The organism is Streptomyces sp. NPDC098101 (genome assembly GCF_044760185.1).
Classification (GTDB): domain Bacteria; phylum Actinomycetota; class Actinomycetes; order Streptomycetales; family Streptomycetaceae; genus Streptomyces.
Genome location: NZ_JBIWAS010000001.1, coordinates 477,640 through 503,657 on the forward strand (window position 1 = coordinate 477,640; position 26,018 = coordinate 503,657).

The window sequence follows — 26,018 nt, forward strand, 5'->3', positions numbered from 1 at the left end:
GACTACTTCTCCGTCTTCTTGGAGGGCTCGACGAGCGTGGGGCGGCCGGGCTGCTCCCCGCCGCGCTCCTTGATGTACGTCTCGGTGGGGACCATCACCTTGCGGCGGAAGACGCACACCAGGGTGCCGTCCTGCTTGTAGCCCTTGGTCTCGACGTAGACGATGCCGCGGTCGTTCTTCGACTTCGACGGGGTCTTGTCGAGGACCGTCGTCTCGCCGTAGATCGTGTCGCCGTGGAAGGTCGGCGCCACGTGCCGCAGCGACTCGATCTCCAGGTTGGCGATGGCCTTGCCGGAGACGTCCGGCACGGACATGCCGAGCAGCAGCGAGTAGATGTAGTTGCCGACGACGACGTTCTTGCCGAAGTCCGTCGTGTTCTCCGCGTAGTTCACGTCCATGTGCAGCGGATGGTGGTTCATCGTGAGCAGACAGAAGAGGTGGTCGTCGTATTCGGTGACCGTTTTCCCGGGCCAGTGCTTGTAGACGGCACCGACCTCGAACTCCTCGTACGTGCGGCCGAACTGCATGGGACTCAGGCCTCCGGGATCTCGAACTTGCTGGTGCGCTGCATACCGGCGGCGCGGCCCTTGCCGGAGATGACCAGGGCCATCTTGCGGGAGGCCTCGTCGATCATCTCGTCGCCGAGCATCGCGGAGCCCTTCTTCCCGCCGGCCTCGGACGTGTAGTAGTCGTACGCGTCGAGGATCAGCTCGGCGTGGTCGTAGTCCTCCTGCGAGGGCGAGAAGATCTCGTTCGCGGCGGCGACCTGGTCCGGGTGCAGCACCCACTTGCCGTCGAAGCCCAGGGCGGCGGCCCGCTGGGCCACGGCCCTGTAGCCCTCCTGGTTGCGGATCTGGAGGTAGGGGCCGTCGATCGCCTGGAGGTTGTTGGCGCGGGCGGCCATCAGGATGCTCATCAGGATGTGGTGGTACGCGTCCGCCGGGTAGCCGGGCGGCTGCTCGCCCACGACCAGCGACTTCATGTTGATGGAGGCCATGAAGTCGGCCGGGCCGAAGATGATCGTCTCGACGCGCTGGGAGGCCTGCGCGATCGCGTTGACGTTGGTCAGGCCCTGGGCGTTCTCGATCTGCGCCTCGATGCCGATCTTGCCGACCTCGAAGCCCATGGTCTTCTCGATCTGGGTGAGCAGCAGGTCGAGCGCGACGATCTGCTGCGCGTCCTGGACCTTCGGCAGCATGATGCAGTCGAGGTTCTGGCCGGCGCCCTCGACGACCGTGACGACGTCCCGGTACGTCCAGTGGGTCGTCCAGTCGTTCACGCGGACCACGCGCGTCTTGCCGGTCCAGTCGCCCTCGTTCAGGAACTTCACGATGGTGTGCCGGGCCTCGGGCTTGGCCAGCGGGGCGCAGGCGTCCTCCAGGTCCAGGAAGACCTGGTCGGCGGCGAGGCCCTGGGCCTTCTCCAGGAAGCGCGGGTTGGAGCCGGGGACCGCCAGGCAGGAACGGCGGGGGCGCAGCCGGTTCACGGGGGACGCGGGGCTGGTCATGCGGGGACCTCCAGGGGATCGAGCTTGTTCGCTTTCCGGATCTCGTCGACGATACGGCCGATGATCTCCGTGATACCGAAGTCCTTCGGTGTGAAGACGGCGGCCACACCCGCGCGCTTCAGTTCTGCGGCGTCGGCGTTCGGGATGATCCCGCCGACGATGACCGGGATGTCGGCGGCGCCCGCCTCGCGCAGGCGCTCCAGGACGTCCGGGACCAGCTCGGCGTGCGAGCCGGAGAGGATCGACAGGCCCACGCAGTGCACGTCCTCGGCCAGGGCCGCGTTGACGATCTGCTCGGGGGTCAGCCGGATCCCCTGGTAGACCACCTCGAAACCGGCGTCACGCGCGCGTACGGCGATCTGCTCGGCCCCGTTGGAGTGCCCGTCGAGACCGGGCTTGCCGACGAGCAGCCGCAGCCGTCCGGCGTTCAGCTCCTCGGCGGTCCGCGCCACCTTCTCGCGCACCAGGGCCAGCGGCGTGCCCGCCTCGGCCGTCACCGCGACCGGGGCGGAGGAGACGCCTGTCGGGGCGCGGAACTCGCCGAAGACGTCCCGCAGCGCCCAGGACCACTCCCCGGTGGTGACGCCCGCACGCGCGCACTCCAGGGTGGCGGCGAAGAGGTTGCCGTCGCCGGCCGCCGTCGCCTTCAGCGCCGCCAGGGACTCCTGGGCGCGGTTCTCGTCGCGGTTGTCGCGCCACTCGTGGAGGGCCGCGACGACCCGCGCCTCGTTCGCCGGGTCCACCGTCATGATCGCGGTGTCCAGGTCGGCGGTGAGGGGGTTCTCCTCGGTCGACTGGAAGATGTTGACGCCGACGATCTTCTCGTCGCCGGCCTCGATCCGGGCGCGCCGCTCGGCGTGCGAGGAGACGAGCTGCGACTTGAGGTAGCCGGACTCGACGGCGGCCATCGCGCCGCCCATCTCCTGGATCCGGTCGATCTCGGCCAGGCACTCCTCGACGAGGGCGTCGACCTTGGCCTCGATGACGTGCGAGCCGGCGAAGATGTCCTCGTACTCCAGCAGGTCGGACTCGTGGGCGAGCACCTGCTGGATGCGGAGCGACCATTGCTGGTCCCAGGGCCGGGGCAGGCCCAGGGCCTCGTTCCAGGCGGGGAGCTGGACGGCCCGCGCGCGGGCGTCCTTGGAGAGGGTGACGGCCAGCATCTCCAGGACGATCCGCTGGACGTTGTTCTCCGGCTGGGCCTCGGTCAGGCCGAGCGAGTTGACCTGCACGCCGTAGCGGAACCGGCGCTGCTTGGCGTTCTCGATGCCGTACCGCTCCAGGGTGACCTTGTCCCAGATGCGGCCGAAGGCGCGCATCTTGCACATCTCCTCGACGAAGCGGACGCCCGCGTTCACGAAGAACGAGATGCGGGCGACCACCTCGCCGAAGCGGTCCTCCGGGACCTGGCCGGAGTCCCGGACCGCGTCCAGCACCGCGATGGCGGTGGACATCGCGTAGGAGATCTCCTGGACCGGAGTGGCCCCGGCCTCCTGCAGGTGGTAGCTGCAGATGTTGATCGGGTTCCACTTCGGGATGCTGTTCACCGTGTAGGTGATCATGTCCGTCGTGAGGCGGAGGGAGGGGCCGGGCGGGAAGACGTGCGTCCCGCGCGACAGGTACTCCTTCACGATGTCGTTCTGGGTGGTGCCCTGGAGCCTGGTGACGTCCGCGCCCTGCTCCTCCGCCACCACCTGGTAGAGCGCCAGGAGCCACATCGCCGTGGCGTTGATCGTCATCGAGGTGTTCATCTGCTCCAGGGGGATGTCCTGGAACAGCCGGCGCATGTCACCGAGGTGCGAGACGGGGACCCCGACCCGGCCGACCTCGCCGCGGGCGAGGATGTGGTCGGGGTCGTATCCGGTCTGCGTCGGCAGGTCGAAGGCGACCGAGAGGCCGGTCTGACCCTTGGCGAGGTTGCGCCGGTACAGCTCGTTGGACGCCTCGGCGGTCGAGTGACCGGCGTACGTCCGCATGAGCCACGGACGGTCCTTCTGGCGCTCAGTCATCTATGGTCCCGGGCTCAGATGTTGCGGAAGCGGTTGATGGCGTCGATGTGCTGGGCCCGCAGCTCCGGGTCGCGCACGCCCAGGCCCTCCTCGGGCGAGAGGGCGAGGACGCCGACCTTGCCCTGGTGGAGGTTGCGGTGGACGTCGTAGGCCGCCTGGCCGGTCTCCTCCAGGGAGTAGACCTTCGACAGGGTCGGGTGAATCTTGCCCTTGGCGATCAGGCGGTTGGCCTCCCACGCCTCGCGGTAGTTCGCGAAGTGCGAGCCGATGATCCGCTTGAGCGACATCCACAGGTAGCGGTTGTCGTACTGGTGCATGTAGCCGGAGGTCGAGGCGCAGGTGGTGATGGTGCCGCCCTTGCGGGTGACGTACACGGAGGCGCCGAAGGTCTCGCGGCCCGGGTGCTCGAAGACGATGTCGATGTCCTCGCCGCCGGTGAGCTCGCGGATGCGCTTGCCGAAGCGCTTCCACTCCTTCGGGTCCTGGGTGTGCTCGTCCTTCCAGAACTTGTAGCCCTCGGCGTTGCGGTCGATGACCGCCTCGGCGCCCATGGACCGGCAGATGTCGGCCTTCTCGGGGGAGGAGACGACACAGATCGGGTTGGCGCCGCCGGCCAGGGCGAACTGGGTGGCGTACGAGCCGAGGCCGCCGCTGGCGCCCCAGATCAGGACGTTGTCGCCCTGCTTCATGCCGGCGCCGTTGCGGGAGACCAGCTGGCGGTACGCGGTGGAGTTGACGAGGCCCGGGGCCGCCGCCTCCTCCCAGCTCAGGTGGTCCGGCTTCGGCATCAGCTGGTTGGACTTGACGAGGGCGATCTCCGCCAGGCCGCCGAAGTTGGTCTCGAAGCCCCAGATGCGCTGCTCGGGGTCGAGCATGGTGTCGTTGTGGCCGTCCGAGGACTCCAGCTCGACCGAGAGGCAGTGCGCGACGACCTCGTCGCCCGGCTTCCAGGAGTTGACGCCCGGGCCGGTGCGCAGGACGACGCCCGCGAGGTCGGAGCCGATGACGTGGTACGGCAGGTCGTGGCGCTTGGTCAGCTCGGAGAGGCGGCCGTAGCGCTCCAGGAAGCCGAAGGTCGACACCGGCTCGAAGATCGAGGTCCACACCGAGTTGTAGTTGACCGAGGAGGCCATGACGGCGACGAGCGCCTCGCCCGGGCCGAGCTCGGGCAGCGGGACGTCGTCCAGGTGGAGCGACTTGCGCGGGTCCTTGTCGCGGCTGGCGAGTCCGGTGAACATCTCCGCCTCGTCCTTGTGGACGGTGACGGCGCGGTACGACTCGGGGAGCTTGATGTTCGCGAAGTCGGCGGACGTGACCGCGGCGGAGCCGCTCGATGTCACAGTCTGGGACTGGATCGCGTCCAGGATTTCCTTCACGGGTTGCCTCCGGCGGTGAGCGTCCGAGGGAGGACGCCTGAGGGTTACGGCGGTGAATGCTGCTGTGGAGGTGTGCCGTCGGTTCGGCTGGGTGGTGCGGTGGCGCGGCGCCGGTCGGGCGCGGGGTTGCCTGTGACGCAGGCGTCCGGGCACACGAGCCGTCGGCTTGTGGGGACAGCCGGCGCACGAGGTTGGTCTCTGCGCGCCGGCCGCCCGGACAACATCAACGTATGGCACGCCGTGTCACCTGACAAGGCACTCGGTGCCAACAATTTCACTCAGATGCAATCCGGCGGTCACACATGAGCGATGATCGATCGAATCATGCCCTCAAACGCGCTCCGAGCTGGGCAAACACGACGAGGGCCGTCCCCGGATCCCGGGAACGGCCCATGCGGTGGGAAGCGGCTCAGGCGGTGCCGAGCGCCTTCTGGATGGTGCGCATGACCTCGTCGAGGGGCGCGTCCGTGCGTGCCACCGCGACCACCACGTCACCGGTGGTGGAGGCCCGGACGGCGGGGGCGGTCTCCTCCCGCGCCTCCGGGGCCGTGGCGGCGGAGGCGGCGGACGGGGCCGGCCGGCCCGCGCCTATGCCCGAGCCGAAGGTCTCCCGGACGATCGCGAAGGCGTGGTCGAGCTGGGCCTCCACGTCGCCCCGGCCGCCCGCCCGCAGCCAGCGGCGCAGCACGTGATTGTGGGCGGTGACGACCGCGGAGGCGGCCACCTCGGCGAGCAGCGGGTCGTCGTTGCCGTCGTGGTGGTCCCGCTCGTCGAAGTGCCCGAGGAGGTACCGGGTGAAGAGGCGCTCGTAGCGGGCCACCGAGGCGATCTCCCGCTCCCGCAGGGTCGGCACCTCGCGGGTGAGCCGGTAGCGGGCCACGGAGACCGCGGGGGAGCCCGCGTACATCTTCATGACCTCCTTGATGCCCCGGCACACCGTGTCGAGCGGGTGCTCGTGCGGCGGCGCCGCGTTCAGCACCGCCTCCGCCCGCACCAGGGTGTCGTCGTGGTCGGGGAAGATCGCCTCTTCCTTGGACCGGAAGTGCCGGAAGAAGGTCCGCCGCGCGACCCCGGCCGTGGCCGCGATCTCGTCCACCGTGGTGGCCTCGTACCCCTTGGTCGCGAAGAGCTCCATCGCGGCGGTGGCGAGCTCCCGGCGCATCTTGAGCCGCTGTGCGGCGGCACGGGTGCCCGCCGCGCTCTCCGGAGCGTCGGACGGGGAGGTGGCACGGGGTGACTTCGCGGCCTTGGGCATGGTCCGAACGTACTGCATCGGGGGAGGAGTGTGCCCAGGTGGGGGCGGGGAGCCCGCCGGGGCACCGGGGGTGCCCGAGGGGCTCAGGAGCCCGCCCCAACCGGGGGTGCGGGGCTCAGCGTCGGGCATATTCGCGGAAGCCGCGACCCGTCTTGCGGCCCAGGCAGCCGGCCGCCACCAAGTGCTCCAGGAGCGGGGCCGGGGCGAGGCCGGGGTCGCGGAACTCGCGGTGCAGGACCTGCTCGATCGCGAGCGAGACGTCCAGGCCGACCACGTCGAGCAGCTCGAACGGGCCCATCGGGTAGCCGCCGCCCAGCTTCATGGCGGCGTCGATGTCGTCCAGGGTCGCGTAGTGCTCCTGGACCATCTTGATCGCGTTGTTCAGGTACGGGAAGAGCAGCGCGTTCACGATGAAGCCGGCCCGGTCGCCGCAGTCCACCGGGTGCTTGCGGATCTTGGCGGTGACCTCGCGGACCGTGGCGTGGACGTCGTCGCCGGTCAGGACCGTGCGGACGATCTCCACCAGCTTCATCGCGGGCGCCGGGTTGAAGAAGTGCATCCCGATGACGTCCTGCGGGCGGGTGGTGGCCCGCGCACAGGCCACGACCGGCAGCGAGGAGGTCGTGGTGGCGAGCACCGCGCCCGGCTTGCAGATCTTGTCGAGCCGCGCGAACAGGTCCTGCTTGACCTCCAGGTCCTCCGCGACCGCCTCGACCGCCAGGTCGACCTCGGCGAAGGCGTCGAGGGTGCCGGCCGGGGTGATCAGGGCGAGCACGGCGTCACGGGCCTCGGCCGTCATCCGGCCCCTGGACACCGAACGCTCCAGGGACTTGCCGATCCGCGCCTTGGCGGTGTCCGCCTTCTCCTGGGAGCGGGCGGCGAGCACGACCTCGTACCCGGCCTTGGCGAAGACCTCCGCGATGCCCGAGGCCATGGTGCCCGAACCGGCGACGCCCACCGAGCGGACCTCGCGCCCGCCGGCGCTCTCCGCCGAGGTCAGCGGGGTCAGCGCGTCGCGCACCACCTCGTCGGAGCCCGGCGCCGCGTACGTGTAGAAGCCGCGGCCCGCCTTGCGGCCGGTCAGGCCCGCCTCGCTGAGCTGCTTGAGGATCGGGGCCGGGGCGTGCAGCCGGTCGTGCGAGGAGGCGTACATGGCCTCCAGGACCGTACGGGCCGTGTCCACGCCGATCAGGTCGAGCAGCGCGAGCGGGCCCATCGGCAGGCCGCAGCCCAGCTTCATCGCCGCGTCGATGTCCTCGCGGGAGGCGTACTTGGCCTCGTACATGGCGGCGGCCTGGTTGAGGTAGCCGAAGAGCAGCCCGTCCGCGATGAAGCCGGCCCGGTCCCCGACCGCCACCGGCTCCTTGCCGAGGTCCTGGGCGAGCCGGGTGACGGCGTCGACGGCCCGCGGGTCGGTCAGCACCGAGGAGACCACCTCGACCAGCTTCATGGCCTGGACCGGGGTGAAGAAGTGCAGGCCGAGCACCCGCTCGGGGTGCGCCGAGTCGGCCGCGAGCCGGGTGACGGAGAGCGCGTTGGTGCCGGTCGCCAGGATCGCGTCGGGCCGGACGATGCCGTCCAGGGCCCGGAAGACCTCGTGCTTCGCCTCGTACGACTCCGGCACGACCTCGATCACCAGGTCGGCCGCGGCGGCCGCCTGGAGGTCGGAGAAGGTGCGGAAGCGGGCCAGGACGTCCTGCCGCTCCTCCTCGGTGATCCGCTCGCGGGCCACGGCGCGGGCGGTGGAGGCCTCCAGGGCGGCGACGGCCCGGGCGGCGGCGGTGTCGCTGACGTCGATGCCGATGACCTCGCGGCCGGCCCGGGCGAGGACGTCGGCGATACCCGCGCCCATGGTGCCGAGACCGACGACGGCGATGGTGGAGAGAGGGGTGTCCATCAGGGGACTCCAGAGAGGAAGAGTGACGACTGAGGGCAGTGCGTGCGGGTGGTGCCGCTGAATTGCGCGGGCGCGAGGAGAAGCGCGGGAAACACACGGGAAGGGGCCCGTGGAAAAGGGCGGCGCCCGGTGGAAGAGGGGTGACGGGCTCTGTCCCGGAGCCGCGTCGAAACTGCCGAACCGACGTGCGCTCACCACGGCTGCGTCACCAGGCCGTTGTGAGAAGCGGGGGTTGACCCGCTCACCTGAGATTAACCGGCGGGTAACGAGCGCGCCAGTCCCGGGAAGTCGAGAAAATGTGATCTGGATCGCGGATAGGCTCGGTTTCATGGAATACACCGAGGATCCGGAATTCTGCTCGATGATCGATCGATTGCGCGACGAGATCGGGAATGGCACCGGAGAAGTCCCGGCGGCATTCGGCCGGCTCGCGGAAACCGGCGACCCCGGGGAACTGCCCGCCGACCCCGAGGAACTGCACCGCGTCCTCACCGCGCCCGGACAGCCGCTCTGGGCCCGCGAGATCGCCGCCTACGCGCTCGGCGTCGCCGGGGACCCGCGCGCCTTCGAGGCCCTCGTCCTGTTCCTCAACCACCGCGACCCCGAGCGCTGCGTCACCGCCGCCCACGCCCTGGCCCGGCTCGGCGACCCCCGCACCGCCCGCGCGGCCGCCGCCCTCGCCACCAACGAACTCCGGGCCGCCTACGCCCTGCTGCCGGTCCGGCTGCTCGCCGAGCTGCGCGCCCCCGAGTCCGTACCGGCCCTGATCGCCGTCCTCGAACGGCGCCTTCCGGCCGCCGACCCGCACTGGCGGGTCGGCCTCGCCTGCGTCGAGGGCCTCGGCGCCCTCGGTGACCCCCGGGCCCGCCCCGCCCTGGAGTCCGCCCTGCCCCACCCCCGCCTCGGCGCGGCGGCCGCGCGCTCCCTGGGCCTGCTCGGCCCGGAGCGCGCGGCCGAACGCGCCTGAGAGAAGGAAAGTCCGGCTCTGCGGAGCCCCTCCTTTCGGCTCTTTCAGCGCACGTGGCCCAGGAGGCCGTGCAGCGTGGCGCCGGCCGGCTCCGGGCGCGCGGAGGTCGCGCGCGCGCCGCTCCTCTCCGATTCCGTCGACCCGGTCGTGACGACGGGATCCGGCTCCGGCTCCGGGAGCGCGGCGCAGACCGCGTCCGCCTCGGCGCCCTCCTCGCCGCGCGGGACCTCGCCCGTGGCCAGGTAGGAGGCCAGGTGGCCGTCGAGGCAGTCGTTCCCGGCCAGCGTCACGCCGTGGTTGCCGCCGCCCTCCTCCACGACCAGACGGGAGCCGCGCAGCAGCCGGTGCAGGGCCACCCCGCCCTCGTACGGCGTCGCCGCGTCGTCCGTCGCCTGGAGGACGAGGACCGGCGGCACCTGGTCGTTGGAGACGTCCGGCGGGGTCAGGGACTCCACCGGCCAGAACGCGCACGGCGCGTTGTACCAGGTGTTGTTCCAGGACGAGAACGGCGCCTTGGCGTGCGTCTCCCACGCGTCCTTGCGCCAGACGTTCCAGTCGCGCGGCCAGCCCGCGTCCCGGCACTGCACGCTCGCGTAGACCGAGTAGCCGTTGTCACCGGCCGCGTCGGCCTCCCCGTACCGCTCGTACGCCTCGACCAGCGGCCCGGAGTCCCCCTCGTTGACGAACGCGGAGAAGGCGCTCGCCAGCTTGGGCCAGTAGCCGTCGTAGTACCCGCCGGGCAGGAAGGTGTCCTCCAGTTCGCCCGGCCCGACCTTCCCGCCGGCCGGCTCCGCGCGCACCGCGTCGCGCATCCGGTACCAGGCGGCCTCGACCGCCGCCGGGTCGGTGCCCAGTCGGTACGTGGCGTCGTAGCGGGCCACCCACGCCATGAAGTCCTTGTGCCGCGCGTCGAAGGCGAAGTTCTGCCCGATGTTGCTCTCGTACCAGACCCCGTGCGGATTGACGACGGAGTCGAGCGCCATGCGCCGCACCCGGTCCGGATGCAGGCGCGCGTACACGGCGCCCAGATAGGTGCCGTACGAGTAGCCGAGGTAGTTGAGCTTCGGCGCGCCGAGCGCCTCCCGGATCAGGTCCAGGTCCTTGGCCGCGCTCACGGTGTCGATGTACGGCAGCACGTCCGCGTACTTCTCGCCGCAGGCCTCCGCGAAGGCCCGCGCCCGGTCGACCCCGGTCCGCTCGGCCCGCGAGCCGCGCGGCACCGAGTCGGGGCGCACCGAGGCGAAGTGGCCGGGCCGGCAGTCGAGCGCGGGCTCGCTCTTCCCGACCCCGCGCGGGTCGAAGCCGATCACGTCGTACTGGGCGGCCACCTCCGCGGGCAGCGAGGCCGCCACGTACCCCGCCATGCCGCGCCCGCTGCCGCCGGGGCCGCCCGGATTCACGAGCAGCGGACCCTGGAAGGTCTCGGCGGTGTGCGGGACCCGGGTCAGGGCGAGCGTCGCCTTCCGCCCGGCCGGGTCGTCGTGGTCGAGCGGCACCTCCAGGGTGGCGCACTGGAGCTTCGGGTACGCCTTGGTGGCGCAGTCGGTCCAGGCGAGCCGGGGGAGCGGGCGGGGGGCCGGTTCGACGGCGTCCGCGGGCGCGGCGGGCAGCGCGGCGACCGTCCCGGCCACCAGCGCTCCAGCGGCGATCAGCATTCCTGCGCGTGGGGTCATAGGGCCTTTGTGCCTCGAACGGGCCCCGGCGGGACCCGTTCCGCCCGGAGTTGACCCGAAAGGAGGGGATCGGACGGCGTGTCAGACGGGCCGGTCCGATGATCCGTTTGGCCTGCGGGGGCTTCGGGGCTTTGAAGATGCCGGGAGGCTTCGGGGCTTCGGAGGTTTCGGCGGCTCAGAGGAATCAGAGGAAGGTGAGCTGCTCCGGGACGGTCGCCGCGCCCGGCTCCTCCGGCTCCTCCTGCGCGGCGGTCCGGCGCGTCCCGCCCCGGCCCGCCGGTCCCATGCCGAACTCGGCCGCCAGTTCGTGCACCTGACGGGTGATCCGGCGCTGGTACCAGGTCGGCGCGTAGGCCCCGTCCGCGTACATCCGCTCGTACCGCCGCACCAGGCCCGGGTGGTGGCGCCCCAGCCACTCCGCGAACCACTCGCGGGCGCCCGGCCGCAGGTGCAGGACGAGCGGGGTGACCGAGCTCGCCCCGGCCTCGGCGATCGCGCGGACCGTCGCGCGCAGCTGCTCCGGCCGGTCGCCCAGGAAGGGCACCACAGGGGCCATCAGGACCCCGCAGTCGATGCCGTTGCCGACGAGCGCGCGGACGACGTCGAGGCGGCTCTGCGGGGAGGGGGTGCCGGGCTCGATCGTGCGCCACAGCTCCCGGTCGGTGAAGCCGACGGAGACGGAGACGCCGACCTCGGTGACCCGGGCCGCCTGGGCGAGCAGCTCCAGGTCGCGCAGGATCAGGGTGCCCTTGGTGAGGATCGAGAAGGGGTTGGCGCGGTCGCGCAGGGCGGTGAGGACGCCCGGCATCAGTCCGTACCGCCCCTCCGCCCGCTGGTAGCAGTCGACGTTGGTGCCCACGGCGATGTGCGCGCCCTGCCAGCGGGGGGAGGCGAGCTGGCGGGCGAGCAGTTCGGGGGCGTTGACCTTGACGACGATCTGGGAGTCGAAGCCGAGGCCGGTGTCGAGGTCGAGGTAGGCGTGGGACTTGCGGGCGAAGCAGTACACGCACGCGTGCGTGCAGCCCCGGTAGGGATTGACCGTCCATTCGAACGGCATCCGGGAGGCGCCGGGGACCCGGTTCAGGATCGAGCGGGCCCGCACCTCGTGGAAGGTGACGCCCCGGAACTCGGGGGTGTCGAACGTCCGGGTGGTGACCGCGTCCGCGCCGAACAAGGAGAGGTCGGCGAGAGCCGGGGGATTCGCGGGATTTTCACCCAGGTTGTCCCAGCGCATGGACGCCTCCTCGATCGCTCGGATCCGGCCGTTCGCTCAGAATAGAACACTTGTTCCCTTGATCGCCGCAACCCGGATTTCGCGCGCCGGAGCCCACGTGGTTCGCTTGGCCCGCAACCCCGAGCAACCACGAGCTGGAGGAAGTCAATGGCGCAGGTCGAGGCCACGACGGAACGGATCATCGCCGCGGACGCCGAGACGGTGTTCGACGCCCTCGCCGACTACAGCGGCACGCGCGCGAAGCTGCTCCCCGAGCACTTCAGCGAGTACGAGGTGCGCGAGGGCGGCGACGGCGAGGGCACCCTCGTCCACTGGAAGCTCCAGGCCACCAGCAAGCGCGTCCGCGACTGCCTCCTGGAGGTGAGCGAGCCCACCGACGGGCAGCTCGTCGAGAAGGACCGCAACTCCTCCATGGTCACCACCTGGACCGTCACCCCCGCGGGCGAGGGCAAGTCCCGCGCCGTCGTCACCACCGTCTGGAACGGCGCCGGGGGCATCGGCGGCTTCTTCGAGAAGACCTTCGCGCCCAAGGGGCTCGGCCGCATCTACGACCTCGTCCTCGCCAAGCTCGCGGCCGAGGTCGAGAAGTAGGACCCGGAGCGGAACGGACAACGCCCGGAGCGCGAGAAGTAACGCCCGGAGCGTTCACCGGTTCGAGTGGATCGCCCGCGCCTCCCGTGACCGCGCCCGCGCGCGCCGGGGGCGCGGGCCCTCTCGTAAACGCGCTGATGAGCGACCCAAGTGCGCCGCCTTCCGGGGCCGTTCGCCGCCCGGGACCCCACTGACCTCCCGTACCGCCCGACTTGCTCCCCCTTCGCGCCCAATGCGAAGAATGGCGCGGCGCAGACGCCGTGACGAGGGGAGCAGACACGTGGGTGCGGTCACCGTGGTGAAGAACACCGAGGACGCCACGGGCGCCGGGGGTGCGGGAGGCACCGGAGGCGTCGACGGCGTCGGTGGTGCGGGAGGTGTCGACGGCGCCGGCGGGGCCGGGGATGCCGACGGCGCCGTGAGCGTCGGTGGGGCCGGAGGGATCGCCGGGGCCGGGGGGATCGCGGGGGCCGGGGGCGCGCAGTCCCCCGTCCCGTCCGCCGGTACCGCGCCCGCGCCCGGGCCCGGAGCGGCCGATCTCGACCCCCGCCGCGTCCGGCTCGTCTTCTGCGGCCTCATGCTCGCCCTGCTCCTCGCCGCCCTGGAGCAGATGATCGTCGCCACCGCCCTGCCGAAGATCGTCGGCGAACTCCAGGGCCTGGACCGGATGTCCTGGGCGATCACCGCCTACCTGCTGACCTCCACCATCGGCCTCCCGATCTACGGGAAGCTCGGCGACCTCCTCGGCCGCAAGGGCGTCTTCCTCTTCGCCATCGTCGTCTTCGTCATCGGCTCCGGCCTCGCCGGCTGGTCCAGGACGATGGACCAGCTCATCGCCTTCCGCGCCATCCAGGGCATCGGCGCCGGCGGCCTCATGATCGGCGTCCAGGCGATCATCGCCGACATCGTCCCGCCCCGGGAACGCGGCCGGTACATGGGCATGATCGGCGCCGCCTTCGGCCTCGCCTCCGTCGCCGGACCGCTGCTCGGCGGCTTCTTCACCGACCACGTCTCCTGGCGCTGGTGCTTCTACTTCAACGTGCCCTTCGGGCTCGTCACCCTCGCCGTCGTCGCCGCCGTCCTCAAGCTCCCCAAGCCCGCCGCACGCGCGCGCTTCGACGTCCTCGGCGCCCTGCTCCTCGCCGCCGCCTCCACCTGCCTGGTCCTGCTCACCAGCTGGGGCGGCACCGAGTACGCCTGGGACTCCCGGGTCGTCCTCGCCCTCGCCTGCGGAGCCGCCGGAACCACCCTGCTCTTCCTGGTCGTCGAGCACTTCGCGCCCGAGCCCCTCATCCCGCTCCGGCTCTTCCGCGACTCCGTCTTCACCGTCACGGCCCTCGTCGGCGCCGTCGTCGGCATCGCGCTCTTCGGCGCCGCCAGCTACCTCCCCAGCTTCCTCCAGATGGTCGAGGGCGCCACCGCCACCGAGTCCGGCCTCCTGATGCTGCCCCTCATGGGCGGCATCGTCGTCGCCTCCGTCGTCTCGGGCCAGCTCATCAGCCGCACCGGCCACTACAAGGCGTATCCGGTGGCGGGCGGAGCCCTCTCCGTCCTCGGCATGTGGCTGCTCTCCCACATGGACGCCGACACCCCGCGCCTCCACCACAGCCTCTGGCAGGCCGTCCTCGGCACCGGCATCGGCCTGGTCATGCCGGTGCTCGTGCTCGCCGTGCAGAACTCCGTGCGCCCCGCCGACCTCGGCACCGCCACCAGCGCCCACAACTACTTCCGCCAGATCGGCGGCAGCGTCGGCGCCGCCATCTTCGGCACCCTCTTCGCCTCCCGGCTCGACGACGCCCTCGGCGACCGGCTCGCCGGCGTCCTGCCCCAGGGCGGCCCCGCCGCGCTCCCGCCGGCCGAGTCGATCACCCCGCAGACGGTGCACACCCTGCCGCCCGCCCTGCGCGACGCGTACGTCCAGGCGTACGCGGACGCGATGCCGCGCATCTTCCTCTACCTCGTGCCGGTCCTCGTGCTCGGCCTCGTCCTCGCCTTCTTCCTCAAGGAGAAACCGCTGGTGTCCCACCCCACCCCCACCACCGAGGCCACCGACCCCGCCACCCGGGCGGTCCCGCACGCCCGGCACGCCGCCCCCGAGCCCGCTCCGGCCGCCGCCCCGCCGCACGCGGGACTCCCGGTCTGCGGCACCGTCCAGCACCACGACGGCAGCCGCGTCCCCCGGGCCGCCCTCACCCTCATCGACGTCCAGGGGCGGCAGATCGGGCGCGGCGCGAGCGGCGAGGACGGCCGGTACGCGCTGAGCGTGCCCGGCGGCGGCGCCTACGTCCTGATCGCGGCGGCCGGCGGACACCAGCCGCAGGCCGTCTCCGTGACCGTCGGGGACCGCCCGGTGGAGCTCGACGTCGTCCTCGGCGGCGCCGGGCGGCTCGCGGGCAGCGTCGTCACCGCCGACGGCACGCCCGTGCGGGACGCGGCCGTCACCCTCACCGACGTGCGCGGCGAGGTCGTCGCCTCCACCCGCAGCGGACGCGAGGGCGGGTACGTCATCACCGAACTGGTCGCGGGCGAGTACACGCTCGCCGCCAGCGCCCCCGCCTTCCGGCCCGCCGCGCTCCCGGTCAGCGTCCAGGCCTCCCGGGAGACCCGCCAGGACATCGAACTGGCCGGCGGGGCCGTGCTGCGCGGGACGGTGCGGGCCGGCGGCGGGCGCCCGGTGGAGGACGCCCGGGTCACCCTGCTCGACGCGGCCGGGAACGTCGTCGACACCCTCACCACCGGGCCCGACGGCACCTTCCGCTTCATCGACCTGTCCTCCGGCGAGTACACGGTCATCGCCGCCGGGTACCCGCCCGTCGCGACCGTCCTCCAGGTGGCCGGCGGGGGCCGCACCGAGCGCGACCTCCAGCTCGGCCACCAGGACTGAGGCAGGACTGAGGTCCCTCCCCGGAGGGTCAGGAGGCGGTCGACGCCCTGCGCAGCGTGCTGATGCAGGAGCCGATCGCCTCCTGGAGGGCCTCCAGGCGCTGGAGCATGTCGTCCTCGAAGATCTCCTCCTCCAGGACCTCGTCCAGGGTCAGCTCCTCGAAGACCTTCGTCGCCTTCTGCAGGCTGTTGTAGAACTTCGTCCGCCGCTCCTGGACCCGCAGCGCCGGATCCTCCTCGACGGCCTTGGCCGCCAGGCCCTTGACCGCGTCGTACGCCTCGCCGGCCCACTCGCCGGCCTCCTCCGCGTCGTCCAGCTCGTCGAGCAGCGACAGGTGCCGCTCGGCCTCGGCCCGCAGCTCGGGCGGCGCCTCCACGGTCTGCCCGGCGGGCGTCTTGAACTGGCCCTTCTCCGCGATCTGCCGGACGTACCCGATGCGGTCGGCGGCCTTCGCCTCGCTCGCCACCGCCTTCTTCAGGTCGCCGGTGCGGGCGATCGCGCGGGCCATCTCCGTCTGGAGGGCCGGGTCCTCCTTCATCCGGTCGAGCAGCGCGCCGCGCGCCGCCTCCGCCGTCCCGGGGTCCGCGAGGATCGCCGCCCGCAGCGCGGTCGGGTTCTCCGCGACCTCCAGGGCCTTGGTCGGCCGGATGCCCTCGGCCTCGGCCGCCGCGCTGATCGCCTGCCCGCGCACGGAGGCCGCGCTGTTGCGGGAGGAGTAGTACGAGATCCAGACGTCCGCGTCGGGCAGGTCGACGTCCTCGCCGGGGACCAGGACCTCGAACTGCGGGACCAGACCGTCGTCGGCCGCCATGTCCCAGGCCTTGTAGTGGCGCATGACCCGCTCGGGCGAGCACCCCGCGAGCTCCGCGAACGCCTTCGCGGAGACCTTCCTCCGGGCGTCGCCCTCGGCGGCCTGGCCACCGGGCCGCACGCTCCGTGCCACCTTGAGCGCGAAGGCCCAGCCGCCGGTACGGGCGTAGACGCCGAAGTCGTGGGCGTCACGGACGACGACGGGGTCGACCTCTCCGGGGTCCTGGTCGGCCTCCCCGTCCTGGTCCGTCTCCCCGCCCTCGGCGTCCTGCGCGTCCTCGGTGTCCTGCTCGTCCCGGGGCTCCGGCGCCGACGGCTCCCAGAACTCGGGCTCCTCGGTCATGACGGGCCCGGCGGGCTCGGGGACGACCGACTCGGGAACGACGGACTCCGGGGCGACGGACTCCGGGACGGCGGGCCCGGCCTCGGCGGGCGTGGTGTCGGACGGGGTGAAGGCGATGGTCACCGGGGCTCTCCGAGGGTCGGGTACGAGAACTGCGGCCGACAGCCTATACACACCCCTTGGCGAAGTTTCACCCGTTTCAGCGGTCCGGCGCACAGGAGGCAACCGGAACCCCCCGGGCGACCCCTGCCACCGCCCGGTCCGTGCCATTGGTCCACTCCAACGGTGCTTATCCACAGGGGTGGTACGGGTGCCGGGCGGCGCGTACGGTGCCAGGCATGAAGATCCTCATCAGCGCCGACATGGAGGGCGCGACCGGTGTGACCTGGCCCGCCGACGTGCTGCCCGGCACGCCCCAGTGGGAGCGGTGCCGCTCGATGTTCACGTCCGACGTGAACGCGGCGGTGCTCGGCTTCTTCGACGGCGGCGCCGACGAGGTGCTGATCAACGAGGCGCACTGGACCATGCGGAACCTGCTCCTGGAGAGACTGGACGAGCGGGCCGAGATGCTCACCGGCCGCCACAAGTCCCTCTCCATGGTCGAGGGCGTGCAGCACGGCGACGTCGACGGCATCGCGTTCGTCGGCTACCACACGGGCGCGGGCACCGAAGGGGTCCTCGCCCACACCTACCTCGCCAACTCCCTCACCGGGGTCTGGCTCAACGGCGAGCGGGCGAGCGAGGGCCTGCTCAACGCGCGGGTGGTCGCGGAGTACGGCGTCCCCGTCGTCCTCGTCACCGGCGACGACCTGACCTGCGAGGACGCCCTCGGCTACGCCCCCGAGGCGCCCAAGGTCGCCGTCAAGGACCACGTCTCGCGGTACGCGGCGGTGTGCCGCCCCCCGGCCAGGACCGCCGCCGACATCCGGGCCGCGGCGAAGGCCGGCGCCGCGCTCGCCGTGCGGTACGACCCGGTCCGGGGCGGCCCCTTCACCGTGGAGGTCGAGTTCGACGCCGAGCACCTGGGCGCCGCCGCCACGGTGGTCCCCGGCGTGGCGCGCAGCGGGGAGCGGCGCGTCGCGTACACGAGCGGGACCATGTACGAGGCAATCCGTACGTTCAAGGCGGTCACGACCATCGTCTCCGCCGCCGTGGAGGAGCAGTATGGCTGAGGAGGTCCGGGAACCGGACGCGACGGCGCTCGACGAGGTGGTCACCTTCACCTCCGAGCTCATCCGCATCGACACCACCAACCGGGGCGGCGGCGACTGCCGCGAGCGCCCCGCCGCCGAGTACGTCGCCGAGCGGCTCGCCGCCGCCGGGATCGAGCCCACCCTCCTGGAGCGGACCACCGGCCGCACCAACGTCGTGGCGCGCGTCCCCGGCACCGACCCCACGGCCCCCGCGCTCCTCGTCCACGGCCACCTGGACGTGGTGCCCGCCGACCCCGCCGAGTGGAGCGTCCACCCCTTCTCCGGCGAGGTCCGCGACGGCCTCGTGTGGGGGCGCGGCGCCGTCGACATGAAGAACATGGACGCGATGGTCCTGGCCGTCGTCCGCTCCTGGGCCCGGCAGGGCGTCCGGCCGCGCCGGGACGTCGTCCTCGCCTACACCGCCGACGAGGAGGACAGCGCCGCCGACGGCTCCGGCTTCCTCGCCGACCGCCACGCGGCGCTCTTCGAGGGCTGTACGGAGGGCATCAGCGAGTCCGGGGCGTTCAGCTTCCACCCGGAGCCCGGCACCACCCTCTACCCGATCGCGGCGGGGGAGCGGGGCACCGCCTGGCTCAAGCTCACCGCCCACGGCCGCGCCGGCCACGGCTCCAAGGTGAACACGGCCAACGCCGTCACCCGCCTCGCCGCCGCCGTCGCCCGGATCGGCGCCCACACCTGGCCCGTCCGGCTCACCACCACCGTCCGCGCCGCCCTCACCGAGCTGGCCGCGCTGTACGGGATCGAGGTCGACACCCACGCCCCCGACTTCGACACGGACCTCCTCCTCGACAAGCTCGGACCCGCCGCCGCCCTCGTCGCGCCGACCGTCCGCAACAGCTCCAACCCGACGATGCTCGACGCCGGCTACAAGGTCAACGTCATCCCGGGCACCGCCGTCGCCTACGTGGACGGGCGGATGCTGCCGGGCGGCGAGGAGGAGTTCACCGAGACGATGGACCGGCTCACCGGACCGGACGTGGAGTGGGAGTTCCACCACCGCGAGGTGCCCCTGGAGGCCCCCGTCGACTCGCCGACCTTCGCCAAGCTGCGGGCCGCCGTCGAGCGCTTCGACCCGGACGGGCACGTCGTGCCGTTCACCATGTCCGGCGGCACCGACGCCAAGCAGTTCTCCCGGCTCGGCATCACCGGCTACGGCTTCTCGCCGCTGAAGCTGCCCCCGGGCCTCGACTACGCGGCGCTCTTCCACGGCGTCGACGAGCGGGTCCCCGTGGACGCCCTCCACTTCGGCGTCCGGGTGCTCGACCACTATCTGAAGACCGCCTAGGGCGTGCGGGACGTCCGGCACACGAACGACACGAGGGGGAACGGACCTGTGACAGGGGGAGCGGACACCATGGACACGGCCGCCTACGGCAGCTGGCCCTCGCCCGTCGACGCGGCGCTCGCCGCCGCGCACGACGGACGGCCCGAGTATCCCGGCGCCGTCGGCGACGAGCTGTGGTGGACCGCGCCACGGCCCGCCGAGGGCGGCCGCCGGGCCCTGGTGCGGCGGCGCGCCGACGGCACGGAGGAGACCGCGCTGCCCGCCCCGTGGAACGTCCGCAGCCGGGTCGTCGAGTACGGCGGACGGCCCTGGGCGGCGGCCGACCGCCCGGACGGCGGACCGCTCGTGGTCTTCTGCCACTTCCCCGACCAGCGGCTGTACGCGTACGAGCCCGACGCCGGGCCCGGCGCGGAGCCCCGGCCGCTCACCCCCGTCTCCCCGGTCGGCGGCGGACTGCGCTGGGCCGACCCGGTGGTCCACCCGGACCGGGGCGAGGTGTGGTGCGTCCTGGAGGAGTTCACCGGCCCCGCGCCGACCGACGTGCGCCGGGTGCCCGCCGCCGTACCGCTCGACGGCTCGGCCGCCGGGGACCGCACCGCCGTGCGCGAACTCACCGGCGAGCGGCACCGGTTCGTGACCGGCCCCCGGCTCTCCCCGGACGGCACCCGGGCGGCCTGGATCGGCTGGGACCACCCCCGGATGCCGTGGGACGGCACCGAGGTCCTGCTCGCCGAGGTCGCCCCCGACGGCACCTTCCGGGACGCCAGGACCGTCGCCGGCGGGCCGGCCGAGTCGATCCCGCAGGTCGACTGGGACGCGGCCGGCCGGCTGCTCCTCGTCAGCGACCGCACCGGCTGGTGGAACCTCTACCGGGCCGCCGTCGACGCCGACGGCGCCCTGTCCGAACCGGTCGCGCTCTGCCCCCGCCCCGAGGAGTTCGGCGGCGCGCTCTGGAAGATCGGGCTCACCTGGTTCGCGCCCCTGGAGAACGGGCTCGTCGCCGTCGTCCACGGCACGGGCACCACCTCCCTCGGCATCCTCGACCCCGAGCGCGGCGAACTCGTCGACGCCGTCGGCCCCTGGACCGAGTGGGCCCCGGCCCTCGCCGTCCACGGCACCCGGGTCGTCGGCGTCGCCGCCGGACCGCGCCACTCCCACGAACTCGTCGAGCTCGACACCCGCACCGGCCGCGCCCGCGTGGTCGGCGCCGCCCACACCGACGCCGTCGACCCCGCGTACTACCCCGAGCCCCGCCTCCGCACCTTCGCCGGGCCCGGCGGCCGGGAGATCCACGCCCAGGTGTACCCGCCCCGCCACCCCGGCTTCACCGGCCCCGCCGGGGAACTGCCCCCGTACGTGATCCGGGCCCACGGCGGGCCCACCGGGCGCGCCCCGCTCGGCCTCGACCTGGAGATCGCCTACTTCACCTCGCGGGGCATCGGCGTCGCCGAGGTCGACTACGGCGGCTCGACCGGCTACGGCCGCGAGTACCGGGAGCGGCTGCGCGAGCAGTGGGGCGTGGTCGACGTGGAGGACTGCGCGGCCGTCGCGACGGCGCTCGCCGCCGAGGGCACGGCCGACCCGGCGCGGCTCGCCGTGAGCGGCGGCAGCGCGGGCGGCTGGACGGCCGCCGCCTCCCTCGCCGGCACGGACGTGTACGCCTGCGGCACGATCCTCTACCCCGTCCTCGACCCCCGGGGCTGGGTCACCGGCGAGACCCACGACTTCGAGTCCCGGTACCTCGACGGGCTGATCGGCCCCTTCGACCGGGTGCCCGGCCGGTACAAGGAGCGCGCGCCCGTCGAGCACGTCGACCGGATCACGGCCCCGTTCCTGCTGCTCCAGGGCCTCGACGACGTCATCTGCCCGCCCGCGCAGGCCGAGCGCCTCCTCGCCCGCGCGGCCGGCCGGGGCGTCCCGCACGCCTACCTCGCCTTCGTGGGGGAGGGCCACGGCTTCCGGGGGGCCGACACCCTGGTCCGCGCCCTGGAGGCCGAACTGTCCCTGTACGCGAAGGTGTTCGGCATCGACCGCACGGACATTCCCGCCCTGGAGTACCGCACGTGACCGGTCGCGGGGCGGGGGAGCCGCTCGCCGTCGGCGCCCTGGAGCGGCCCGACCGGCTCCGGGCCGGGGCGCGGGTCGCCGTCGTCGCCCCCAGCGGGCCCGTCGCCGAGGAGCGGCTGCGGGCGGGGCTCGACGTGCTGCGCGGCTGGGACCTGGAGCCGGTGGTCGCCCCGCACGTCCTGGACGTCCACCCCGGCCTCGGGTACCTCGCGGGCGCGGACCGGGCGCGGGCCCGGGACCTGACCCAGGCCTGGTGCGACCCCTCGGTCTCCGCCGTGATCTGCGCGCGCGGCGGGTTCGGGGCCCAGCGCATGGTGGACCTCGTCGACTGGGCGGCCGTCAGGGCGGCCGGGCCCAAGGCCTTCGTCGGCTACAGCGACGTCACCGCCCTGCACGAGGCCTTCGCCGTCCGCGCGGGCTTCGCCACCCTGCACGGGCCGATGACCGCCGCAGGCACCTTCCTCTCGGACCCGCGCACGCGGGAGTCGCTGAGGGCCACCCTGTTCGCGCCCGAGTCCGTACGGACCCTGGGCCTGGAGACGGCGCGGGCGCTGGTGCCGGGCCGGGCCCGGGGCGTGACCCTCGGCGGCTGCGTCAGCCTCCTCGCCGCCGACCTGGGCACCCCGCACGCCCGGCCCTCGGCGCGCGGCGGGCTGCTGGTCCTGGAGGACGTGGGGGAGGAGCCGTACCGCCTCGACCGGATCCTCACCCAACTCCTGCGCTCCGGCTGGCTCGACGGGGTCGCGGGCGTCGCGCTCGGCTCCTGGGCGGAGTGCGGCCCGTACGAGGAGGTCCGGGCGGTGCTCGCCGACCGGCTCGGCGGTCTCGGGGTGCCGGTCGTGGAGGAGCTGGGCTTCGGGCACGGCACGACCGCGCTCACCGTGCCCCTCGGCGTACCGGCGGTGCTCGACGCGGACGCGGGGACGCTCACCCTGGACATACCGGCCCTGCGCTGAGGCCCGAGGCCCCTCCCCGGGCCACGGCCCTCCACGGACCGCGGCCCTCCACAAGCCGCCCGCCTTCACTGAATCTCCGTCAACAACCTCTGACGCGCGCGTTGACGGGTCTGTGAGGCGTGCCACACCATGGGCGCGCTGCCCTGGTACTGACCAGTCGGTACGTGCCCGTGGGCCGCCCGGTGTCGTCCTCAGCGTGGAGGTCCCTGTGTCCCGTGCCGTGCCCCGGTCCCGCAAACTCCTCGCCTTCCTGGCCGGTGCGACGGCGCTGGCCGCGCCCCTCGCCCTCGTACCCCCCGCCCTCGCGGCGCCCGCCGGCGCCGGGGAGGCCGGCTCGTACACCGTCACCCCGCTCAAGTTCACCGTCCAGGCGGGCGGCCGGAGCTGTGTGGTCGACGCCGACCTCTACCGGCCGGACGGAGTGGACGCCGACCACCCCGCGCCCGCCGTCCTCGCCACCAACGGCTTCGGCGGGAGCAAGAGCGACGGCTCCACCGACGCCATCGGCAAGGCCTTCGCCGCGCGCGGCTACGTCGGCCTCGTCTACTCCGGCCTGGGCTTCGGCAAGTCCGGCTGCCTGATCTCCCTGGACGACCCGGAGACCGACGGCCGGGCCGCCTCCCGGCTCGTCGACTTCCTCGCCGGCACCCGGGCCGCCGACGACGGCACCCGCGCCGACTTCGTCGTCCGCGACGGCGCGGGCGACCCGCGCGTGGGCATGATCGGCGGCTCGTACGGCGGCGCCGTGCAGCTCGCCACCGCCTCCGTCGACCGGCGCCTCGACGCCCTCGTTCCGCTCATCACCTGGCACGACCTCGCGTACTCGCTCGCCCCCAACGCCGCCGACCGCGCCACCCCCGGCGTCTTCAAGTGGCAGTGGGCGAACGGCTTCTACCTCATGGGCGAGGGACAGCCGCTGCTCGTCCCCTCCCTCGACCCCAGCCGGATCAACGCGCTCGGCTGCCTGCACTTCACCACCGACGCCTGCGAGACCGTACGGCTCCTCAACTCCGGCCGCCTCCCCGCGGCCGCGACCGCGAAGACGCTCGCCTACGCCCGCAGCGTCTCCCCGGTCTCCTACCTCGACCGGGTCACCGCCCCCACCCTGATCGTCCAGGGGCAGTCCGACACCCTGTTCAACCTCAACGAGGCGCGGGCCACCTACGACCGGCTCCGCGAGCGCGGCGTCGACACCCGCATGATCTGGCAGTCCTGGGGCCACAGCGGAGGACAGAGGCCGGGTGAACTCGACCTCGGGAACCCGGAGGGCAGCTACGTCGGACAGCGGATCCTCGCCTGGTTCGACCGGCACCTGCGGAAGGACGCGGCGGCGGACACCGGCCCCGCCTTCGCCTGGTACCGGGACGCGGAGGACGGCTACGGCACCGCCGACGAGGTCCCGGCGCTCAGCCAGGAGCTGTACCTCTCCGGGAACGGCAAGCTCGTCGACGACCGCGCGAAGGTCGCCCGGGGCTCCCGCACGTACACCAACTGGCTGGTTCCGACGAGCCATTCGGAGTCCTCGCTCGCCGGGACGATCGGACTGCCCGACCCCCGGCCGTACGACACCCCCGGCACCCACCTCGGCTGGACCAGCGCCCCGCTCACCGCCCCCGTCGACCTGGTCGGCGCGCCGAAGGCCACCCTGAAGGTCGTCTCCCCGGCGACCGAGCGGGTCCAGGGCTCCGGCGACGCCGCCGACAAGCTCGTCCTCTTCGCCAAGCTCTACGACGTCGCCCCCGACGGCACGAAGACCCTGGTCAACCGGCTCGTCGCGCCGGTCCGGGTGCCGGACGTCACCCGCCCGTTCACGGTCGAACTGCCGGGCATCGTCCACCGCTACGAGACCGGCCACCGGCTGGAGTTCGTGATCGCGGCGAGCGACACGGCGTACGCGGGCAACCGGGGCGTCAAGCCGGTGACGGTCGCCAGCGCCCCCGAATCGACGGGAACGCTCTCCCTGCCCCTGGTGCGCGGAAGGGTGGGCTGACGGGCCGTCCGGCGGATCGGAGTACGAAACGACCGTCCCGGTTTCGTGGGTTCCGCCAGTACGGCCCCCCGGACGGCCGGGGAGAGACTTCCCGCCAGGGGCCCCGGCCTGCCCGAAGGCCGACGCCACGACGAGGGGAACGGCACGATGAGCGGTCAGCTGTACGACGGGATCGGCGAGGCGTTCGAGGGCTTCAAGACGCTCCCGCTCGCCCGCTACGGAGAGGTGCCCGGCGTCCTCGGCCTCGTCGGGGACGTCCGGGGGAGGACGGTCCTCGACCTGGCCTCCGGGACCGGCTTCTACAGCAGGGAGTTCAAGCGCCGGGGCGCGTCCGACGTCCTCGGCGTCGACATCTCCGGGGCGATGGTCGACGCGGCCCGGTCCCTGGAGGAGCGCGACCCGCTGGGCGTGCGCTACGAGGTCGGGGACGTCGCCGAACTGCGCGCCTTCGACGAACCCTTCGACCTCGCGGTCGGGGTCCAGCTGTTCAACTATGCCGACGGCGTCGCCACCGTCGAGCGCATGTGCCGCGCCGTCCACCGCAGCCTCGTGCCGGGGGCCGAGTTCTTCGTCTTCGGACAGAACCCGGACTTCCGCTTCGACGGGCCGTCGCTCGCCAAGTACGGCTTCCTGTGTGAATCGCTCGGCGAGGAGACCGAGGTCGGACCGCGCGTGCGGATCACCGCCCTCCTCGACCCGCCGATCTCCTTCGAGGCGAACCCGCCCAGCCGCGAGGTGTACGAGAAGAGCCTGCGGGCGGCCGGATTCGACGAGGTCACCTGGGTCCCCCTGGAGATCTCCCCCGAAGGACTGCGCGCGTACGACGAGGGCTTCTGGGACGACCTCGCCGCCAATCCGCCGCTGACGATGCTGCGCTGCCGCGCCTGACCGGCACCTGCTCCGCGACTGCTCCGTGCCTGCCCGGGGGCGGCTCCGGGGTGCCTCCGGGGCGGCTCGGGAATGCGAGGAACATCACGCCCCCGCCCGTACATCCATCGGGCCCCCTCGTGCGTCTTGTGTGCGCCGGGCCCGTTGCGGGCCCGGAAGGCATCGATCCAAGGGCAGAAGACTTTGAAGACTCCCACTCTCGGGGTGCGCAGTGCCGTGACGGTCGCGTTCACGGCCTCGGCGGTCCTGGCCGGCGGCCTCTTCGCCGGCCAGGCGCACGCCGCGCCGGCCGTCCCGACGATCACCGCCCCCGGCGGCTTCGTCATGAACAACGGGACGGGCGCGACGCTGTACGGGAAGGCCGCGGACACCCGCCGGTCGACCGGGTCCACCACGAAGATCATGACCGCGAAGGTGGTGCTCGCCCAGAAGGGCCTCAACCTCGACGCCAAGGTCACGATCGACAAGGCCTACAGCGACTACATCGTCGCGAAGAACGCCTCCTCGGCCCGGCTCATCGTCGGCGACAAGGTGACCGTCCGGCAGCTCCTCTACGGCCTGATGCTGCCGTCCGGCTGCGACGCGGCCTACGCGCTCGCCGACAAGTTCGGCACCGGCACCACGCGCGCGGCCCGGGTCAAGTCGTTCATCGGCAAGATGAACACCGAGGCCAAGAACCTCGGCATGAAGAACACCCGCTTCGACTCGTTCGACGGAATAAGCAATGGCCAGAACTACTCGACCCCGCGCGATCTGACGAAGCTCGCGAGCAGCGCGATGAAGAACTCCACGTTCCGCACCGTCGTCGCGACCAAGTCCACGCAGCAGAAGGTGACCACGAAGACCGGTGGCTACCGGTACATGTCGTGGACCAACACGAACAAGCTCCTGGGCACGTACAGCGGCGCGATCGGCGTGAAGACCGGCTCGGGCCCGCAGGCCAAGTACTGCCTCGTCTTCGCGGCCACCCGCAACGGCAAGACCGTCATCGGCACCGTGCTCGCCTCGTCCTCCGAGGCGAACCGCACGGCGGACGTCAAGAAGCTGCTCGACTACGGCTTCGCGAAGTAAC

At 72.7% G+C, this 26,018-nt stretch carries 19 protein-coding genes; 10 read left to right on the plus strand and 9 right to left on the minus strand.

The window, feature by feature from the left end; translation table 11 throughout:
* Nucleotides 1-2: 2 nt before the first annotated feature.
* The 6 genes from ACIQVI_RS01960 to ACIQVI_RS01985 all read right to left on the minus strand — a co-directional run bounded on the left by ACIQVI_RS01960 (nt 3) and on the right by ACIQVI_RS01985 (nt 8,044).
* Nucleotides 3-527, minus strand: a complete 525-nt coding sequence (locus ACIQVI_RS01960; RefSeq protein ID WP_351972947.1) for a MaoC family dehydratase — start codon at nt 525-527, stop codon at nt 3-5.
* Between the two features lie 5 nt (nt 528-532).
* On the minus strand, nt 533-1,507 hold the full coding sequence (locus tag ACIQVI_RS01965) for a CoA ester lyase (protein WP_351972946.1): 975 nt from the start codon (nt 1,505-1,507) through the stop codon (nt 533-535).
* Nucleotides 1,504-3,516 (minus strand): protein meaA, encoded by a 2,013-nt coding sequence (locus ACIQVI_RS01970; RefSeq protein ID WP_351972945.1) that lies wholly within the window; start codon nt 3,514-3,516, stop codon nt 1,504-1,506. Before ACIQVI_RS01970 ends, ACIQVI_RS01965 begins: the two co-directional genes overlap by 4 nt.
* 14 nt (nt 3,517-3,530) lie before the next feature.
* Nucleotides 3,531-4,892: a crotonyl-CoA carboxylase/reductase gene (ccrA, locus tag ACIQVI_RS01975; RefSeq protein ID WP_403589934.1), complete on the minus strand. Its 1,362-nt coding sequence runs from the start codon at nt 4,890-4,892 to the stop codon at nt 3,531-3,533.
* 409 nt (nt 4,893-5,301) lie between these two features.
* Nucleotides 5,302-6,147 carry a TetR family transcriptional regulator gene (locus ACIQVI_RS01980; protein WP_403589936.1) on the minus strand — a complete coding sequence of 282 codons (846 nt, stop codon included), beginning with the start codon at nt 6,145-6,147 and terminating at the stop codon, nt 5,302-5,304.
* A gap of 115 nt (nt 6,148-6,262) precedes the next feature.
* The gene (locus ACIQVI_RS01985) at nt 6,263-8,044 is read right to left on the minus strand and encodes a 3-hydroxybutyryl-CoA dehydrogenase (protein WP_351972942.1); all 1,782 of its coding nucleotides are present in this window, start codon (nt 8,042-8,044) and stop codon (nt 6,263-6,265) included.
* Between the two features lie 328 nt (nt 8,045-8,372).
* Between ACIQVI_RS01985 and ACIQVI_RS01990 the strand changes: the two genes are divergently transcribed.
* Nucleotides 8,373-9,011, plus strand: a complete 639-nt coding sequence (locus tag ACIQVI_RS01990; protein WP_403589939.1) for a HEAT repeat domain-containing protein — start codon at nt 8,373-8,375, stop codon at nt 9,009-9,011.
* Between the two features lie 44 nt (nt 9,012-9,055).
* On the opposite strand, the gene ACIQVI_RS01995 is transcribed toward ACIQVI_RS01990, so the two are convergent.
* Nucleotides 9,056-10,684 carry an alpha/beta hydrolase gene (locus ACIQVI_RS01995; RefSeq protein ID WP_403589941.1) on the minus strand — a complete coding sequence of 543 codons (1,629 nt, stop codon included), beginning with the start codon at nt 10,682-10,684 and terminating at the stop codon, nt 9,056-9,058.
* Nucleotides 10,685-10,868: 184 nt separating this feature from the next.
* Nucleotides 10,869-11,918: an Rv2578c family radical SAM protein gene (locus ACIQVI_RS02000; RefSeq protein WP_403589943.1), complete on the minus strand. Its 1,050-nt coding sequence runs from the start codon at nt 11,916-11,918 to the stop codon at nt 10,869-10,871.
* Nucleotides 11,919-12,065: 147 nt separating this feature from the next.
* Between ACIQVI_RS02000 and ACIQVI_RS02005 the strand changes: the two genes are divergently transcribed.
* Together ACIQVI_RS02005 and ACIQVI_RS02010 are read left to right on the plus strand one after the other, a co-directional pair.
* On the plus strand, nt 12,066-12,509 hold the full coding sequence (locus ACIQVI_RS02005; RefSeq protein ID WP_121829080.1) for an SRPBCC family protein: 444 nt from the start codon (nt 12,066-12,068) through the stop codon (nt 12,507-12,509).
* Between the two features lie 280 nt (nt 12,510-12,789).
* Nucleotides 12,790-15,393: an MFS transporter gene (locus ACIQVI_RS02010; protein WP_403589945.1), complete on the plus strand. Its 2,604-nt coding sequence runs from the start codon at nt 12,790-12,792 to the stop codon at nt 15,391-15,393.
* Between the two features lie 28 nt (nt 15,394-15,421).
* Here ACIQVI_RS02010 and ACIQVI_RS02015 read toward each other — a convergent pair whose 3' ends face one another.
* On the minus strand, nt 15,422-16,669 hold the full coding sequence (locus ACIQVI_RS02015) for a hypothetical protein (protein ID WP_403589947.1): 1,248 nt from the start codon (nt 16,667-16,669) through the stop codon (nt 15,422-15,424).
* Between the two features lie 215 nt (nt 16,670-16,884).
* Between ACIQVI_RS02015 and ACIQVI_RS02020 the strand changes: the two genes are divergently transcribed.
* The 7 genes from ACIQVI_RS02020 to ACIQVI_RS02050 all read left to right on the plus strand — a co-directional run bounded on the left by ACIQVI_RS02020 (nt 16,885) and on the right by ACIQVI_RS02050 (nt 26,017).
* Entirely contained in the window at nt 16,885-17,718 is an 834-nt protein-coding gene (locus ACIQVI_RS02020) for a M55 family metallopeptidase (RefSeq protein WP_403589949.1), read from the plus strand.
* The gene (locus ACIQVI_RS02025; RefSeq protein WP_351972106.1) at nt 17,711-19,045 is read left to right on the plus strand and encodes a M20/M25/M40 family metallo-hydrolase; all 1,335 of its coding nucleotides are present in this window, start codon (nt 17,711-17,713) and stop codon (nt 19,043-19,045) included. The genes ACIQVI_RS02020 and ACIQVI_RS02025 overlap by 8 nt, the downstream gene beginning before the upstream one ends.
* Nucleotides 19,046-19,114: 69 nt before the next feature.
* The gene (locus ACIQVI_RS02030) at nt 19,115-21,112 is read left to right on the plus strand and encodes an LpqB family beta-propeller domain-containing protein (protein ID WP_403589951.1); all 1,998 of its coding nucleotides are present in this window, start codon (nt 19,115-19,117) and stop codon (nt 21,110-21,112) included.
* On the plus strand, nt 21,109-22,068 hold the full coding sequence (locus tag ACIQVI_RS02035; RefSeq protein ID WP_403589953.1) for an LD-carboxypeptidase: 960 nt from the start codon (nt 21,109-21,111) through the stop codon (nt 22,066-22,068). Before ACIQVI_RS02030 ends, ACIQVI_RS02035 begins: the two co-directional genes overlap by 4 nt.
* A gap of 208 nt (nt 22,069-22,276) precedes the next feature.
* Nucleotides 22,277-24,058: a CocE/NonD family hydrolase gene (locus tag ACIQVI_RS02040; RefSeq protein WP_403589955.1), complete on the plus strand. Its 1,782-nt coding sequence runs from the start codon at nt 22,277-22,279 to the stop codon at nt 24,056-24,058.
* Between the two features lie 147 nt (nt 24,059-24,205).
* The gene (locus tag ACIQVI_RS02045) at nt 24,206-24,946 is read left to right on the plus strand and encodes a class I SAM-dependent methyltransferase (protein ID WP_403589957.1); all 741 of its coding nucleotides are present in this window, start codon (nt 24,206-24,208) and stop codon (nt 24,944-24,946) included.
* A gap of 204 nt (nt 24,947-25,150) precedes the next feature.
* Complete coding sequence (locus ACIQVI_RS02050) at nt 25,151-26,017, plus strand: D-alanyl-D-alanine carboxypeptidase (protein WP_351972111.1); 867 nt, start codon at nt 25,151-25,153, stop codon at nt 26,015-26,017.
* Nucleotide 26,018: the final 1 nt, after the last annotated feature.

Coding starts and splice junctions, on each gene's coding strand:
- ACIQVI_RS01990 (WP_403589939.1), top strand. CDS start 8,373: ATGGAATACACCGAGGATCCGGAATTCTGCTCGATGATCGATCGATTG.
- ACIQVI_RS02005 (WP_121829080.1), top strand. CDS start 12,066: ATGGCGCAGGTCGAGGCCACGACGGAACGGATCATCGCCGCGGACGCC.
- ACIQVI_RS01960 (WP_351972947.1), bottom strand. CDS start 527: ATGCAGTTCGGCCGCACGTACGAGGAGTTCGAGGTCGGTGCCGTCTAC.
- ACIQVI_RS02020 (WP_403589949.1), top strand. CDS start 16,885: ATGAAGATCCTCATCAGCGCCGACATGGAGGGCGCGACCGGTGTGACC.
- ACIQVI_RS02000 (WP_403589943.1), bottom strand. CDS start 11,918: ATGCGCTGGGACAACCTGGGTGAAAATCCCGCGAATCCCCCGGCTCTC.
- ACIQVI_RS02045 (WP_403589957.1), top strand. CDS start 24,206: ATGAGCGGTCAGCTGTACGACGGGATCGGCGAGGCGTTCGAGGGCTTC.
- ACIQVI_RS01970 (WP_351972945.1), bottom strand. CDS start 3,516: ATGACTGAGCGCCAGAAGGACCGTCCGTGGCTCATGCGGACGTACGCC.
- ACIQVI_RS02025 (WP_351972106.1), top strand. CDS start 17,711: ATGGCTGAGGAGGTCCGGGAACCGGACGCGACGGCGCTCGACGAGGTG.
- ACIQVI_RS01965 (WP_351972946.1), bottom strand. CDS start 1,507: ATGACCAGCCCCGCGTCCCCCGTGAACCGGCTGCGCCCCCGCCGTTCC.
- ACIQVI_RS01985 (WP_351972942.1), bottom strand. CDS start 8,044: ATGGACACCCCTCTCTCCACCATCGCCGTCGTCGGTCTCGGCACCATG.
- ACIQVI_RS01995 (WP_403589941.1), bottom strand. CDS start 10,684: ATGACCCCACGCGCAGGAATGCTGATCGCCGCTGGAGCGCTGGTGGCC.
- ACIQVI_RS02030 (WP_403589951.1), top strand. CDS start 19,115: ATGGACACGGCCGCCTACGGCAGCTGGCCCTCGCCCGTCGACGCGGCG.
- ACIQVI_RS01980 (WP_403589936.1), bottom strand. CDS start 6,147: ATGCCCAAGGCCGCGAAGTCACCCCGTGCCACCTCCCCGTCCGACGCT.